Below are 15,186 nucleotides of genomic sequence, written 5' to 3'. Positions count from 1 at the left end.
AATTCCAGTCAAGGTCGCGGATCGGCACCATACGTCGGAAATCGATATGAGTTGAGCGTAAGAGTTGTAGAAGAAAAGGCATTTAGTGCCGTCTTCAGTAACGACCTTGCCCTCAGATCCAGGCTTGGGGAACTGGAAAACCCCCGCATCTGCGGCGGCCTCGGCATACGTGTCAAAGTAAGCGGTTCGTTTGCCGTATTTGCCATCGTTAACGCCTCCCCAATACTTTCCATCGGGGTTCTTGGCGACGAGCGGAGCCAGGTAGTGGTCGGGCAGCAACTCATTTGAGCCCTGTTCCGCGGCAGGAGCGGCGGGCGCGGCGGTGGCAGCAGCCCCGAGGGAGAGTGACGACGCGAGCGTCAGTGCGGCGAGGCCGAATGCGGCCCCGGTCTTGGCGATATTCATGGAGGGTATGTGTCTTTCTGGTCGGCCAGCAGAGCGCGGGCGAAGAGGACAGATCAATTAAATATTACATCTACACTCCAAATATCGCAAACGAAGCCAAAAAGCACGGTGGCGCGCCGGGCCTCCGATGAATAAACTTGAGTCAGATCAACTCAACTTCGAAAGGTGACTCATGGCGAACATGCAAGGCGCGCCGGCCTCCGACGAGAAGCAGAAGAGCGCCCTAGAGCAATACGGCGTCGACCTGACGGCGATCGCGGCGAGCGGCAAGCTCGACCCGGTGATCGGGCGAGACACGGAGATTCGGCGCGTCAGCCAGGTGCTCACCAGGCGCACAAAGAACAATCCCGTGCTCATCGGCGAGCCGGGCGTCGGCAAGACGGCGGTCGTAGAGGGCCTGGCACAGCGGATCATCGCCGGCGATGTGGCCGACTCGCTCAAGGGCAAGCGGCTCATCTCTCTCGACATCTCGGCGCTCGTGGCCGGCGCCATGTATCGCGGCCAGTTCGAAGAGCGCCTCAAAGCCGTGCTCAAAGAGATCACCGAATCCGACGGCCAGGTGATCACGTTCATCGACGAGCTCCACACGCTCATGGGGGCAGGCGGCGGCGAGGGATCGGTGGCAGCGGCGAACATGCTCAAGCCGATGCTGGCCCGCGGCGAGCTGCGGCTGATCGGCGCGACGACGCTCGACGAGTACCGCCAGTACATCGAGAAAGACGCCGCTCTCGAGCGCCGGTTCCAGCAGGTCTACGTCGGCGAGCCCAGCGTCGAAGACACGATCGCCATTCTCCGCGGCCTGAAAGAGCGCTACGAGGCGCACCACGGCATCACGATCGCCGACAGCGCGCTCGTCGCGGCGGCCTCGCTCAGCAACCGCTACATCTCGGGTCGGCAACTGCCCGACAAGGCGATCGACCTGGTCGACGAGGCCGGATCCCGCCTCAAAATGGAGATCGACTCATCCCCCCTCGAACTCGACGAGCTCTACCGCTCTCTGGCGCGGATGCAGGTCGAAGAACTGGCGCTCAAAAAAGAGAAGGATCCCGCGAGCCGAGCCCGACTCGACGCCCTGCGCGACGAGATGACCGCTCGACAGCAGACCTACGCCGACCTCAATCGTCGGTGGCAGGCCGAGAAAGCCGCTCTCCAGGGCGTGGGTGAGCTCAAGGGGCAGCTGAACGACGCCCGCATCGAGCTCGATCGGGCCATGCGCGAGGGGCGCTACCAAGACGCCTCGAAGATCAACTACGAGACGATCCCCGAGATCGAGAAGAGCATCGCCGACGCCGAGAGCATCGAGGAGTCGGGTGACCGAATGGTCAACGACCAGGTCACCGACGCCGACATCGCCGAGGTCGTCGCGGCGTGGACGGGCATTCCGGTCGGACGGCTGCTCGCGGCCGAGACCGAGAAACTGCTGCACCTCGAAAACGAGCTGGGGCGGAGGATCATCGGGCAGCGAGAGGCCGTGACGGCGGTGAGTGAGGCCGTGCGGCGGACCAGGGCCGGGATCTCGGATCCTGATCGCCCGACGGGCTCGTTCCTGTTTCTCGGGCCGACCGGCGTCGGCAAGACCGAGTTGGCGCGCGCGCTCGCGGAGTTCCTGTTCGACGACGAGAAGGCGATGATCCGCATCGACATGTCGGAGTACGGAGAGGCACACACGGTGTCGCGGCTGGTCGGAGCGCCTCCCGGGTACGTCGGCTACGAGGCCGGCGGACAGCTGACCGAAGCGGTGCGGCGGCGACCGTACAGCGTCGTGTTGCTCGACGAGGTGGAGAAGGCGCACCCCGATGTCTTCGACATTCTGCTGCAGGTGCTCGATGACGGACGCCTCACCGATGGTCAGGGGCGGACGGTCGACTTCCGTAACGTGATCCTCGTGCTGACCTCGAACATCGGCAGCCAGTTCTTGATCGACCCGGTGCTGACGCAGGAGCAGAAAGAGGAGGCCGTCCAGGCGACACTGCGGCAGGCCTTCAAGCCGGAGTTCTTGAACCGACTCGACGACATCGTGCTGTTCACGACACTGTCGCAAGACGACCTCGGGCAGATCGTGTCGCTGTACGTCGACCGACTGGCCCGGAGGCTCTCGGATCGTCGTCTCGAGCTGGCAGTGACACCGGACGCCCGGGCGTGGTTGGCTGAGCGCGGCTACGACCCGATCTACGGGGCCCGCCCGCTGCGCCGACTCATGCAGCGGCAGATCGACGACAATCTCGCCCGGGCGCTACTCGGCGGTGTGATCGTCGACGGCGACACCGTTCTGGTCGACGTGGCCGAAGGCGGCGAATCGCTGACCGTCGTCAAGTCGGAGCCGACCGATCTGACATCACCGGCGCCGCAGCCGGCCGACCCGGCCTCGGAGTGACAGAAGGGCCCGGGCACCATACGGTGCCCGGGCCCTCGTCTCGGGCGATCTAGCCGAGATCAGTCGCGGCGCAGCACCAATTCGTCGAGCTCGAGGCGCGTGCGGGGGAGCGTCTCGCGCTCGGCCAGCTTCTCGGGAAGCTGGTCGGCGGGGGCGACGACTCCGACCGCGCTCACGGTGACGGGCAGAAGACGAGCGGGCAGATCGAAGGCCGATCGGAGGCCGTCGACCTCGATGCCGGCCATCTGGTGCACGTGCAGGCCCTCGGCGTGGGCCTGAACGGTCAGCGCTGATACAGCGAGCCCGAGGTCGTACTGGGCCCCGGCGCGAGCCTCGCCCTCTTCGGACTCGGTCTCGGCGATGGCCACGACGAGCGCGGCGGCGTTGCCCGCCCACAGCGTGTTAAAGCCCATCAGATTGGCGAGGATCGTGTCGAAGGTCGCGGTTCCGCGGCGCCCGACGATGAAGCGTCGCGGCTGCAGGTTCAGGGCCGACGGCGCCCAGCGCGCGGCCTCGAGCAGGGCCGTCACCTGCTCGTCAGAGACGGTGGCGGTCGGGTCGAACGAGCGGGGGCTCCAGCGCTCATCGAGAAGATCGACGAGAGGCACCGAGGTCTCAGAGGTGCGAACCGTGGTGGCGGACTGGTCTGTGGTGGTCATAGCTGCTCCTGGATTAGTGAAGTCTGACTCCGCACCGTCGAGGAGAACTCGTCTGCTGAACACCCTAGGCGCAGTATCTATGCCCGCGCATGCTTATGTCGTGACGCGGCACCCTCAGCCACCGAGGTGCGAGACGACCGCCGAATCGATCATCTGCTGGGTGACCGAGTAGAGCGCCACGACGAGGATCGCGGCCACCACGGGCAACCAGAAGGCGAGAATGCGCCGCGCGACGAAGAGCCCGGCGAACACCGACGCGAAGACGGCAAGACCGATCGGGGCGAACTCGGCGAGGACGTTCGCGAGGGCGGCGCCCGGCACCGACCCCTCCGTTGAGTCGGCACGATTCAGAGCTTCGACGACATAGACCGCCACCAGGATGTACAGGATCGCCGTGAAGATCGCTGTGATTGCCACGTCGCCCGTGCGGAGGGGGCGTCGTTTCGGCTTGGCCGGACGCCCCGGGGCGACGGCCCCCGCGGGAAGCCCGGGGCGAGACGTGCCAGGGCTGGTGGCCGGCACAGGGATGCCCGAAGGATCCGACGGCTCGGTCACGAGAGCACGCCCAGTTCGCGACGGATCGACGCCACGAGTGAGTCGACGTCGTCAGTCGTCGTATCAAATGAGCACATCAGTCGCACCTCGCCCGTCTCTCTGTTCCAGTCGTAGAACCGGTGTTCGGCGCGGACCGTCTCGATGATCGGTTTCGGGAGGACCACGAAGACGGCGTTGGCTTCGACCGCCTGCGTGATCGTGACGCCGGGGAGGTCGAGGAGCGCGTCGCGAAGGCGGAGCGCGAGGCTGTTGGCGTGCTGCGCCGAACGGAGCCAGAGATCGCCCTCGAGGAGTGCCACGAACTGGGCCGAAACGAAGCGCATCTTCGAGGGGAGCTGCGCGTCCATCTTGCGGATGTACGTGATGCCCTCGAGACCTGCGTCGCTCAGCGAGACGACCGACTCGCCGAAGAGGAGTCCGTTTTTGGTGCCGCCGAACGAGACCGCGTCGACTCCGGCGTCGCGCGTCATCTGCTGGAGCGTGGCCCCCGTGCTCGCTGCGGCGTTGGCGATGCGTGCACCGTCGAGGTGCACCGTCATGCCGAGGGAGTGCGCGTGTTGCGTGATCGCCCGGATCTCGGAGACCGAGTAGGCCGTTCCCATCTCGGTCGTCTGCGTGATCGAGACGGCGAGGGGCTGCGGGCGCTGCTGGTCGCCCCACCCGTAGGCTTGCCGGTCGATCAGATCGGGTGTCAGCTTGCCGTCGGGGGTCGGAACGGAGAGGAGCTTCAGTCCGCCCAGGCGCTCGGGAGCCCCGCCCTCGTCGGTGTAGATGTGCGCGGTCGATGCGCAGATGACGGCGCCCCAGCGCGGAACGAGCGCCTGGAGGGCGGCCACGTTGGCGCCGGTGCCGGTGAGGACGGGGTAGACGGTCGAGCCGGCGCCGAAGTGCTGCTCGACGAGTTCGCTGAATCGCGCCGTGTAGGGGTCGGCGCCGTAGGAGGCGACGTGGCCGCCGTTCGCGTCGGCCAGCGCCTGAATGACCTCGGGGTGGGCGCCCGAGTAGTTGTCGGAGGCGAACGAGTGAAGTGCGGGATCGTGCAGAGGAGTCACCTGCCCAGTCTCTCTCACGAAGAGAGGGCCGACCTACTCGTTGCCCGGCGGGGTGGGCGCGGGCGCGGTGGGGGCCGGCTCGGTGCCTGACGTCGGCGGGGCAGCCGGCTCGTCGTTCTGAGGCGCCGGTGCAGTGCCGTTGCTGTCGTCGTTACCGTCGCCGGTTTTATCTGGCTCGCCGTCGGGCTCACCCTCGGTCTCGTCGTCGCCGAGCGGCAGCGGGGTGGTGCGGGGACGGTATTCGGGCGCCGCTGCCGCGAAGGCGTCTCCGCCGTAGGCGGCGTTGATGGCCGACTGCAGGCCGCGCCAGATGTTCAGCCGCTGCACGTTCATCGCGCCGTAGGTGCCGTAGATGCGGTACTGGTTTTGGTGGCCCTCGATGTTGCCGACCCAGGAGGCCGTGACGACCTTCGACGAGCCGCCGACGAGCCAGGTCTGTTCGGCATGATCGGTCGTTCCGGTCTTGCCGAGGATCGGCACGCCGTCGCGCGGGTTGGCGGAGGTCGCCGTGCCCGATGCGAAGACCCCCTGCATTGCCACCGCGGCCTTGGCCACGACGCCGGCGTCGATGACCTGCTCGCACTTCGTCGTCTGGCCGGGAAGGGTCGTGCCGGCGTCGTCGACGATCGAGTCGATGAACGTCGGTTCGCAGTAGGTGCCGCCGTTGGCGATGGTGGCAAAGGCCGCTGCCATAGTGAGCGGAGCGACGGTGTTGCCGGAGCCGATGACGGACGACGGATAGGCGGAAAGCTCGCCGCCGTCGGCGGGGTGGACGCCGAGCGACTTGGCGGTGTCGCGGATATCGCAGAGGTCGAGCTTCTGGGCCATCGCCGCGTAGCCCGTGTTGATCGAGCGGATCGTGGCCTGGAGGGCTGTGACCGTGCCCGGGTTGCCGAAGTCGTCGTTCTTGGGGTCGAAGCGGGTGTAGTCGGGAGCCCCGCAGGCGGTCATCGGGCTGAAGTCGCGCGGAGTCGCATTGACCGTGTCGTACAGGCTGTGGCCCTTCTTCAGCCAGTCGAGAAGTGTGAAGGGTTTGTAGGTCGACCCGGGTTGAAAGCCGGTTGAGCTGCCCCACTTCTCGTCGACGGCGTAGTTGACCGCGGTCGTGCCGGGCCCGCCGCCCCGGAGGGTGTCGTCGAAGTCTTTGTTCTGGGCCATCACGATGACGCGCCCGGTGCCCGCCTCGACGGAGGTGGCCACGGCACCCAGCGCGTATCGAGTCTCGGTTTTGGGGGCGTAGGTGTCGACCAGCTCTTTCGCCTTCGCCGTGAGGTCGAGATCGAGTGAGGTGTGGATCTCGTATCCGCCGAGTCGCCAGTTGCGGTCGCGGTCGGCGGCCGTCTTGCCTAGGGCCGGAAGCGTCTTCACGACGCGGCGGATCAGGTCGCACCACTGCTGGGCTCCGGCCTCCGTCACCGCCATGCAGCCCTGCGTCGCGGGGGTGAGGTGGACGTATGAACCGATGCGCGCCTTCAGGGCCTTTGTGAGTGACGCCTTCGACATCATCTTCTCGTTCGCCATCGACCGGAGGATCACGTCGCGCCGAGCCTTGTTGGCCTTGTAGTGCTTCGGTGAGGAGAGGTTACGGCTTTCGGGGTACTGGACGGTCGCGATGAGACTGGCCGCCTCGGCCGGCGTCAGCGTCTTGGAGCTCTTGCCGAGGTAGTGCTGGGCCGCCGCCTCGACGCCGTACGCCTGATCGCCGAAATAGGCGATGTTGAGGTAGGCGAGCAGGATCTCTTTCTTGCTGTATTTCTTCTCGAGGCCGATCGCGAGCTTCATCTCGGCGATCTTGCGAGCCGTCGACTTCTCGGTGGCTTTCGCATAGGCCTGTTGACGGGCTTTCTCCGTGTCGAGCGACATGGCCTTCGCCACGAGGATGTTGCGCACCAGTTGCATCGACAGGGTCGAGCCGCCACCCGCCGACCCAATCTCTTTCGTCGCCAGGCTGCCGACACCCGCCCGGACGAGGGAGTTGAGATCGACGGCACCGTGCTCGAAGAAGCGCCGGTCTTCACCCGCGACCGCGGCGTTCTTCAGGTTTTTGGAGACGTCGTTCCACCCGACCGTCACGCGGTTCTCGCTGTAGAGGGTGGCCAGCGGTACCTCCTGGCCACCCTTGTGGGCGTAGACGACGTTGCGCTGCTGCAGTTTGCCGATCTCGATGTACTCGGGGATCTGATCGAAGGCGCTAATCGCACCCGAGGCTGCTTGACCGGCCACCGCAACGCCGGGCGTGATTGCGACGCTGACGAGGAGGCCGGCCACAGTGCTGAGGGCACCAATGCCGAGCAGGGCTGTGAGGGCGCGACGTGGTTGCGAGGTGGTGACTGCCATAGACAACATGGTATGTCACACCTCAGACATCCAGACTAGAGCTGTCGAGATTCGAGCCAGGTGTTCAGGATCCTGACGAATTCGTCGGGGCGCTCGACGCTCGGCAAGTGTGCCGAGTCGGGAAACCGTGCCCCCGACGAGTCGGGGACGGTCGAGAGGAGGTACTCGGTCGCGGCCAACTCGCCCGAGAGGTCGTGCTCGCCGACGACGATGAGCGCGGGCAGCTCGATGTCGACGGTGCGGTAGTAGGCCGGAGACTCGAGGGGGACGGGCTTGGGCGCCTCGGTCAGGTGCGGCAGATTGGCCGCATTGAGTGCGTAGGCCTGCTCGAGGAACGCCGGTTCGAGTTCGAGCAGGTCTCGCGTCGGCCCCGCGGCCCAGAGCTCGGCCTCGACGCGGTTGAGTTGCGTGTGGTCTCCCGCTGCCAGCAGGGCGTCGAGTTCGTCGAACAGCTCGTTCTCGCGCTCGGTCATCTCGACCTCCGGAAATCCGCTCGGCACCGACCCGACGGTGACGAGGCCGGTGAAGCGGTCGGGGTGCTCGACGACGGCGTCGATCGCGATCCGGCCCCCGCGGGAGGCGCCGATGAGGGTGGCCCGGTCGATGCCCGCGGCGCCCATCACAGCGAGAAGATCATCGACCTCGGAGAAGTGCACGTCGTCGGTTGCCGTGTCACCGAAACCCCGGGTGTCGTAGTGCAGGATCCTGTGGTTCTGGGCCAGGCCCGGCACGATCGGATCCCACATCCGCCGCGTCGCCACCCCCGCGTGGATCAGCACCAGAGCCGGAGCGCTCGGCTCTCCGTCGAGCTCGTAGGCGAATGTGCCCCCGTTGAAAACAGTCTCAGCCATGGCTCGAGGCTAACGCCGCAGCCACCAGACTGGGGAGTATGGCTGGAGTTCTGATCGGGTTCGCAATCATCGGCGCGGTCATTCTGATCGGGTACGTCGTCGGGCGCATCGATCTGCTCGGACCGCAGGGGCACCGCGTGCTCAGCCAACTCGTCTTCTTCGTGCTCACCCCGTGCCTGCTCTTCACGACCATCTCGAAGGCCGACGTGCACGTGCTGTTCTCGCCCATCTTGATCGTGTCGACCCTCGCGGCACTCGCCGCGGCGGCGATCTCGGTAGTGGTGCTGCGGCTCGTGCTTCGTCGCTCGGTGCCCGAGACCACCATGGGCACGATGGCGGGTGCCTACGTCAACGCGAACAACATCGGCATCCCCGTCGCTGTCTACGTCTTGGGGAGTGCCACCTATGTGGCGCCGGTCCTCCTCTTTCAGCTGCTGATTCTGACGCCGGTCGTGCTGACGATCATGGACGTGTCGATGAACCGAGGATCCGGCAGCAGCCGCTTGGCCACCGTCACGCGCCCGTTCCGCAATCCCCTCCTCATCGCCTCTCTCCTCGGCGTGCTCGTCTCGGTGTTCGACATCCGCATTCCCACCGACGTGCTCGAACCATTCGCGTTGGTCGGTGCCGCCGCCGTGCCTGTCGTGCTGATCTCGTTCGGCATGTCGCTGCACGGGCAGAAGCCGCTGCAGGCGGGGAGCGCGCGGGTGGACGTGCTCGTCGAAAGCGCACTCAAGGTCGTGGTGATGCCCGTTGTGGCGTGGATCCTCGGCGCTTTCGTGTTCGACTTCGGGCACGACGAGCTCTTCGTGACGGTGGTGCTCGCCGGGCTGCCGAGTGCGCAGAACGCCTTCAACTACGCGCAGCGGTATCAGACGGGGGTGGTCGTTGCGCGAGACACGGTCCTGATCACGACGATCGCCGCGGTGCCTGTGCTGGTCGTCGTCGCGGCCCTCTTGAAGTAGGGGCGCCCGCTCCCTCGCAGACGTGGTGCGGACTAGCCGCTCCGCCGCGGCGCGTCTCCTAGTCCGCAGAACGTCTGCCAGTTGCCTACCCTCGTAGCCGCCGCGCAGCGCCGAATCGCGCTCGCCGTGGCACACGTCGGTGTGACGATTCCGGCCGCCCGGATCATGAATTCGCCGGAGTTACTCCCGTGTGCAGATTCCGACAGCGTGATCGTCTTTGGCTCTGCAGGCATCTCCGTCGAATTCATAGCCCCCAAGGATTCAGAAGATCATAGGCCGATCGTCGTCATCACCCGGGTCGACATCGAGGTCGACGACGACGGGCACGTGGTCGCTCGGGGCATCGCCCTTGCGCTCGTTGCGGTCGATGCGGGCACTCGTGACGAGGTCGGCGAACGGCTTCGAGCCGAGGATGAAGTCGATCCGCATCCCCTCGTTGCGCGGAAAACGAAGCTGCTTGTAATCCCAGTAGGTGTAGCCCTCGGGGAGGCGCGGCCGAACGACGTCGGTCAGCAGCCCCTTCGTCTGGAAGGCGGCGAATGCGTCGCGCTCGGCCGGGCTGGTGTGGGTGTGGCCTTCGAAGACCGCGGGATCCCACACGTCGGTGTCGAGCGGCGCCACATTCCAGTCGCCCATCAGCGCGAGCGGCTGCTCGGGGTTGGCCTTGATCCAGCCCTCGGTCTCATCACGGAGCTTCGCCAGCCAGTCGAGCTTGTAGACGTAGTGCGGGTCGTCGAGTTCGCGACCGTTCGGCACATACAGGCTCCAGAGTCGGACGCCGTCGACGGTGACGCCGATGGCCCGGGCCTCTTTGGGTGCCTCGGACGACTCGACGCCCTTGGCGAAGCCGGGCTGCGACGGGAAGGTGATCTCGACGTCGTCCATCGGCAGGCGGCTGGCGAAGCCGACGCCGTTCCACTGCGACAGGCCGTGCAGCTCGACGTCGTACCCGGCCTCCTGGAAGACGTCGTACGGAAACTGCTCGGGTTTGCACTTCAGCTCTTGCATGCCGAGCACGTCGATGTCTTCGCGCACGAGCCAATCGACGACGCGGCCCGCACGGGCTCGAATGGAGTTGACGTTCCAGGTGGCGACTCGCATGCACCCACGCTACTAAGACCCGGCGACACCGGTGTCCAGCCGCCCCGCGAACGGGGCGTGAGGCCGTGGAGAGGGGCCGGGTACCATGTGGGCGTGACCGACGTACGCCAGAAGCTCATCGACTACATCAGCGAACTCGCCGTTTTCCACGGAGACTTCACGCTGACCAGCGGCAAGAAGGCGTCGTACTACGTCGATCTGCGCAAGGTCAGCCTCGATCACCGGGTGGCCCCGTTGATCGGCCAGGTGATGGTCGACCTCATCGACGAGGTGCCCGACGTCTTCGCCGTGGGCGGTCTCACCATGGGCGCCGACCCCATCGCCACCGCGGTTCTGCACCAGGGCGCCGCCGCCGGCAAAGACTACGACGCCTTCGTCGTACGCAAAGAGCCCAAAGACCACGGTCGCGGTCGCCAGGTCGAAGGTCCCGAGCTCGACGGCAAGCGCGTGATCGTGCTCGAAGACACCTCGACGACCGGCGGCTCGCCGTTGAAGGCGATCGAGGCGCTCGAGAAGGTCGGCGCAGTCGTCGTCGGAGTCGCGGTCGTCGTCGATCGATCCACCGGTGCCCGAGAGGTGATCGAGGCGGCCGGCTACCCGTACTTCGCGGCGATCAATCTGGACGACCTCGGGTTGGAGCCGTGAGCGACGAGCGTCGCCCGGGCGACGATCCCGAGGCGGAGAGCGCAGGATCCGCGACGCCGCCCCCGGCAGCACGCGAATCCGCTGCTCCCGCCACCCCGACCGAGCCCGACGCCTCGCAAACCGTTCCGATCGTTCCGCGTCGGCTGCCGAGCGCCGAGGCCTTCTTCGGCGAGCCGCGTCCGCCTCGGCATTCCGCTCGGGTCGAACCGCCCGCGACCCCCGCGGCACCTCCGCCTGCCCCTCCCGCGGCCGCCCCACCCGCGTCTCCCGAGTCGCCCCACCCGATGTCGCTCGATCTCTCGGCCCTGCGCGGCCAGCGCGATGACGCGCTCGACGAAGACCGATCCGCCGACGCCCCCGAGCCCTGGAGTCTCTCAACCCCGACCGTTGCCGAACCCCTCGACACGTCGGCACTGCCGGCGCACGACGGCCGCGGCGAGACGCCCACCTCCGACTTCGGCGCGGTCTTCGGGGCGACCCCGACCGCTCCCGTTCACATCGTTCCCCAGCAGGATCCCGCTCCCGCGAGTCCCGAATCCCCGCCCGCTCGTGCTGCCTCGTTCACCGAGCTCATCTCGGTGCCCCCGGCCGACGCGGCGACGTCGAGCGAGCCCTCCCGCTTCGATTGGACGGATCTGCCGCCCGTCGAACCGGCCTCGCGTGAGCCTGAGCCTCTCATGCCTGAGCCCGTCGCGTCTGAGCCCGTGACGTCGGTGCCTGATGCCGTGTCGAGGGACGAAACGCCGACGGTCGCCGCCCCGGTCGTGTGGTCGCTCGACGACCTCGACCCCGAGCCGGCTGCGACCCCGACCGTCTCCACCGCTGCAGCTGCGCCTGACCGCGACGAGCTGCCAGAGCCGGTTCGTCCCTACGCCGAACAGCCGGGTGCCGCAACGCCCAGCGCCCACCAGTCCAGCGCCGACCAGCCCGGTGCCGAGCCCCTCGACCCGGCCGACGACGTCGATGCCGTGGCTGCGCTGTTCGGGGAGGACGCCCGCCCCGAGGTCGCCGACCCCGCCGCAGGCGATCTGCCGCCGGGCGGACCGGACGGTGCCTGGGCGGACGAGCCGGTGGATCCTGAGCTTCCTGTCACGCAGGCGATGTCGGCCGTACCGGCAGAGACCGACGCCGCTTTCGCCCGGCCCGACCCGGCTTCGAGTGAGGCCCCGACCGTCGCCTTCGTTCCGCCCGTGGTGCCTGCGACCCCCGCGACGCCCGTGGTGCCTGTCACGCCCGTGTCGACCGTCTCGCCCGATGCGCCGACGCGCGTGGTGCCGGTGACGCCGACGGAGCGTCCCCTGCCGTTCGGAGGAGCCAGCTCGCGGACCATCACGCCGATCGACGTTTCGAAGGCGCCCGCGGCCTGGGCTTCGGCCGCGCCCGTAGCGCCGACCGCATCGACGGCGACGCCGGCCGCGGTCCGCCCGCGCGCGCAGGGGGGTGGGGGATCGGATGCCGGCCGCCGCCGGATCCTACTCTTCGTCGGAATCGCCGTCGCCTTCATCGTCGTGCTCGCAGCGCTCTTCTTCTTCGGGCGGGTTCTGGCCGGGGGGTCCGACTCGACGGCCGCACCGATCGCCACGGCCACTCCGAAGGCGACCGCGACCAGCACGTCGACAGCCACACCGAAGGCGAGCAGCACGCCTACTCCGAAGGCGACCGCGGCTTCGGGCCTCGCGGCGCCCGGCGTGCATCCCTACACCGAACTCGGTGGCGGTGAGTGCCTGTCGGCGTTCACCGACGCCTGGCAGTCGAGCTACACCGTCGTCGACTGCGGCACGCCCCACGTCGCCCAGCTCGTCTACGTCGGAGCGCTCGACGGGGCCGCCGGGTCGACCTACCCGGGCGCCGCGGCTCTCGAGGCGCAGGTCTCGCCTCAGTGCCAGTCCGACAAGGCCATCAATCTCAGCGCCGCGCAGGCCTACACCGACGTGCAGGTGTCAGACAGCTTCCCGTCGACCGCGGAGGAGTGGGCGGCGGGTTCGCGGACGTTCTACTGCTTCGTGAACCGCACCGGCGGCGAGCAACTGTCGAGCAGTCTGGCGCCCTAGGGCCTGACTACAGGTTGCCCTCGGCATCGCCGAGATCGTAGGCGACCGGCTCCGAGCGCACGAGCTCGTGCACGCCGTTCAGCACCTCGGTGGGGCGGAACGGGTAGCGGTCGATCTCGGCGCGGTCGCTGATGCCCGTAAGCACGAGGATCGTGTGGAGCCCCGCTTCGATACCGGCGATGATGTCGGTGTCCATGCGGTCGCCGATCATGGCGGTGTTCTCGGAGTGGGCGCCGATCCTGTTCATTGCCGAACGGAACATCATCGGGTTCGGCTTGCCCACGATGTAAGGCTCTTTGCCGGTGACCTTGGTGATCATGGCGGCGATGGCTCCCGTGGCGGGCAGGATCCCCTCGGCGCTGGGGCCGGTTGCATCGGGGTTCGTCACGATGAAGCGGGCCCCGCCCATGATCAGCCGGGCCGCCTTCGTGATCGCCTCGAACGAGTAGTTGCGCGTCTCGCCCACGACGACGTAGTCGGGTGCCGTCTCGGTCATGATGAACCCCGCCTCGTGCAGGGCCGTCGTCATGCCGGCCTCGCCGATGACGAACGCGGAGCCCCCCGGCATCTGCGAGCGGCAGAAGTCGGCGGTGGCCAGGGCGCTGGTCCAGATCCGATCTTCGGGCACCTCGAGACCGGAGGCGCGAAGGCGAGCGGACAGATCGCGCGGCGTGAAGATCGAGTTATTCGTCAAGACGAGATAGGGCGTTCCCTCGTTCTGCCACTGCTGGATCAGCTCAGAGGCACCCGGAAGGGCCTGGTTCTCGTGGACGAGCACGCCGTCCATGTCGGTCAGCCAGCATTCCACTTCGTCACGAGTCGCCATGGGCTCACAGTAGCGGCCTGCCGTGGGCGGACGGCCTGGAAGACTGGACTCCGTGACCGACGAACCCGCAACGAGCCCCGAGCAGACCACCCACGGCGTCGGGCCGTGGCCGGGCGGCGAACAGGGCTGGCCGCGCGACGAGCACTACGACCCCGACCTCCTCCGGGGCGGTGACACCCGGAACGTCATCGACCGATACCGCTACTGGTCGATGGAGGCGATCGTCGCCGATCTCGACGAGCACCGGCACCCCTTTCACGTCGCCATCGAGAACTGGCAGCACGACATGAACATCGGCTCGATCGTGCGCAGCGCCAACGCGTTCGGTGCCGACACGGTCCACATCATCGGTCGGCGTCGCTGGAACAAGCGCGGTGCCATGGTGACCGACCGCTACCAGCACGTCATCAACCACCCCGACGTTGAGACCTTCATCGCCTGGGCGAAAGAGCGCAGGATCCCGGTGCTCGCCATAGACAACGTCGAAGGCTCCGTCCCCATCGAGACGTTCGATCTGCCCGAGACGTGCGTCCTGCTCTTCGGGCAGGAGGGCCCCGGTCTCTCACCCGAGGCGATCGCGGCGGCCGACGCGATCCTCGAGATCGTGCAGTTCGGGTCAACGCGAAGCATCAACGCCTCGGCCGCTGCCGCGGTCGTCATGCACGCCTGGGTGCTGCAGCACGTGAGCTTTCCGCGACCCGCGGCAGGCTGAGCCGCCACGAGCTCAAGGGGCTGCGACCGCGCGGCCCAGGAGGCTGGCGAGCGTCTCGACAGCTGGCTCGATCTCGGCGACCGCTTGGCGATAGACCGCGTCGGAGAGTCCAAACGGGTCGACGACGTCGTCGAACTCGGGTGTGGGTGGCGGTGCGACGGAGCCTCGCAGAGCGAGGACCGTGCGGGTCACCCCGCGGAGCCGCTCTGCCGGATCGTTGCCGGATCGCACGTCGAGATCTCGGATGTCGTCGTCCGTGACGGCCTGCGCGAGACGGCCGAACTCGCGCAGCGTCACGGTGTAGCGGTTCGTCCGTGGAGCCATTGAGACGACCCGGCCGCGGTTGTGGCGGTCGAGCGCGATGATCAGGTCGGCCCCGAGGAGTGCGCCCGCGGTGGCCTGGGTGCCTCGGTGGTGACCGGGTATCAGCCCGCGCGCCGTTGCCAGAGCGATCATTGGCTCGGGTATCGGCGCGCCCTCGGCCGCGCTGGTGCCGAGGCTTGCAACGGCGACGAAGGGCGGGCTGCCCAGGCGCTCGCGGAGCAGGAGCTCGGCGTAGGGCGACCGGCAGATGTTGCCCGTGCAGACGAAGAGTAATTGGAAGGGTGCTTGCATACCGGTGCTTTCGTGGTGAAGGCGGGGTGGACAGCTGA

The 15,186-nt window shown here is 67.4% G+C and carries 13 protein-coding genes; 5 read left to right on the top strand and 8 right to left on the bottom strand.

Annotated elements, in window-relative coordinates; genetic code table 11:
• The first annotated feature begins 577 nt into the window (after positions 1 to 577).
• The gene (locus VH571_RS12835; protein WP_423264913.1) at positions 578 to 2,779 is read left to right on the top strand and encodes an ATP-dependent Clp protease ATP-binding subunit; all 2,202 of its coding nucleotides are present in this window, start codon (positions 578 to 580) and stop codon (positions 2,777 to 2,779) included.
• A 59-nt stretch (positions 2,780 to 2,838) separates the two neighbouring features.
• Here the strand turns inward: VH571_RS12835 and VH571_RS12830 are convergent, their stop codons facing one another.
• The 5 genes from VH571_RS12830 to VH571_RS12810 form a co-directional block, all read right to left on the bottom strand.
• Positions 2,839 to 3,438 (bottom strand): nitroreductase family protein, encoded by a 600-nt coding sequence (locus VH571_RS12830; protein ID WP_423264912.1) that lies wholly within the window; start codon positions 3,436 to 3,438, stop codon positions 2,839 to 2,841.
• Positions 3,439 to 3,552: 114 nt separating this feature from the next.
• Entirely contained in the window at positions 3,553 to 3,993 is a 441-nt protein-coding gene (locus VH571_RS12825; RefSeq protein ID WP_423264911.1) for a hypothetical protein, read from the bottom strand.
• The gene (locus VH571_RS12820; RefSeq protein WP_423264910.1) at positions 3,990 to 5,045 is read right to left on the bottom strand and encodes a threonine aldolase family protein; all 1,056 of its coding nucleotides are present in this window, start codon (positions 5,043 to 5,045) and stop codon (positions 3,990 to 3,992) included. The genes VH571_RS12825 and VH571_RS12820 overlap by 4 nt, the downstream gene beginning before the upstream one ends.
• Before the next feature lie 33 nt (positions 5,046 to 5,078).
• Positions 5,079 to 7,382 carry a transglycosylase domain-containing protein gene (locus tag VH571_RS12815; RefSeq protein WP_423264909.1) on the bottom strand — a complete coding sequence of 768 codons (2,304 nt, stop codon included), beginning with the start codon at positions 7,380 to 7,382 and terminating at the stop codon, positions 5,079 to 5,081.
• 35 nt (positions 7,383 to 7,417) lie between these two features.
• Complete coding sequence (locus VH571_RS12810) at positions 7,418 to 8,233, bottom strand: alpha/beta fold hydrolase (protein ID WP_423264908.1); 816 nt, start codon at positions 8,231 to 8,233, stop codon at positions 7,418 to 7,420.
• A gap of 38 nt (positions 8,234 to 8,271) precedes the next feature.
• Between VH571_RS12810 and VH571_RS12805 the strand changes: the two genes are divergently transcribed.
• Entirely contained in the window at positions 8,272 to 9,198 is a 927-nt protein-coding gene (locus VH571_RS12805; protein WP_423264907.1) for an AEC family transporter, read from the top strand.
• Positions 9,199 to 9,459: 261 nt separating this feature from the next.
• Here the strand turns inward: VH571_RS12805 and VH571_RS12800 are convergent, their stop codons facing one another.
• A complete protein-coding gene (locus tag VH571_RS12800; RefSeq protein ID WP_423264906.1) occupies positions 9,460 to 10,299 on the bottom strand; it encodes an exodeoxyribonuclease III in 840 nt (279 codons plus the stop codon).
• A gap of 93 nt (positions 10,300 to 10,392) precedes the next feature.
• Between VH571_RS12800 and pyrE the strand changes: the two genes are divergently transcribed.
• Both pyrE and VH571_RS12790 read left to right on the top strand, forming a co-directional pair.
• Positions 10,393 to 10,944 (top strand): orotate phosphoribosyltransferase, encoded by a 552-nt coding sequence (pyrE, locus tag VH571_RS12795; RefSeq protein WP_423264905.1) that lies wholly within the window; start codon positions 10,393 to 10,395, stop codon positions 10,942 to 10,944.
• Positions 10,941 to 12,995 carry a septum formation family protein gene (locus VH571_RS12790; RefSeq protein WP_423264904.1) on the top strand — a complete coding sequence of 685 codons (2,055 nt, stop codon included), beginning with the start codon at positions 10,941 to 10,943 and terminating at the stop codon, positions 12,993 to 12,995. The genes pyrE and VH571_RS12790 overlap by 4 nt, the downstream gene beginning before the upstream one ends.
• Before the next feature lie 7 nt (positions 12,996 to 13,002).
• On the opposite strand, the gene VH571_RS12785 is transcribed toward VH571_RS12790, so the two are convergent.
• On the bottom strand, positions 13,003 to 13,821 hold the full coding sequence (locus VH571_RS12785; RefSeq protein WP_123940765.1) for an HAD-IIA family hydrolase: 819 nt from the start codon (positions 13,819 to 13,821) through the stop codon (positions 13,003 to 13,005).
• Positions 13,822 to 13,864: 43 nt separating this feature from the next.
• On the opposite strand from VH571_RS12785, the gene VH571_RS12780 reads away from it, so the two are divergent.
• Positions 13,865 to 14,533 (top strand): TrmH family RNA methyltransferase, encoded by a 669-nt coding sequence (locus VH571_RS12780; RefSeq protein ID WP_423265013.1) that lies wholly within the window; start codon positions 13,865 to 13,867, stop codon positions 14,531 to 14,533.
• A gap of 12 nt (positions 14,534 to 14,545) precedes the next feature.
• Here the strand turns inward: VH571_RS12780 and VH571_RS12775 are convergent, their stop codons facing one another.
• Positions 14,546 to 15,148, bottom strand: a complete 603-nt coding sequence (locus tag VH571_RS12775; protein WP_423264903.1) for a low molecular weight phosphatase family protein — start codon at positions 15,146 to 15,148, stop codon at positions 14,546 to 14,548.
• Between the last annotated feature and the right edge of the window lie 38 nt (positions 15,149 to 15,186).

This window comes from Frondihabitans sp. 4ASC-45 (genome assembly GCF_049472575.1).
Taxonomy (GTDB): Bacteria; Actinomycetota; Actinomycetes; order Actinomycetales; family Microbacteriaceae; genus Frondihabitans.
The sequence above is the reverse complement of the archived record's forward strand: the minus strand, read 5'-3'. Positions and strand labels throughout refer to the sequence as shown.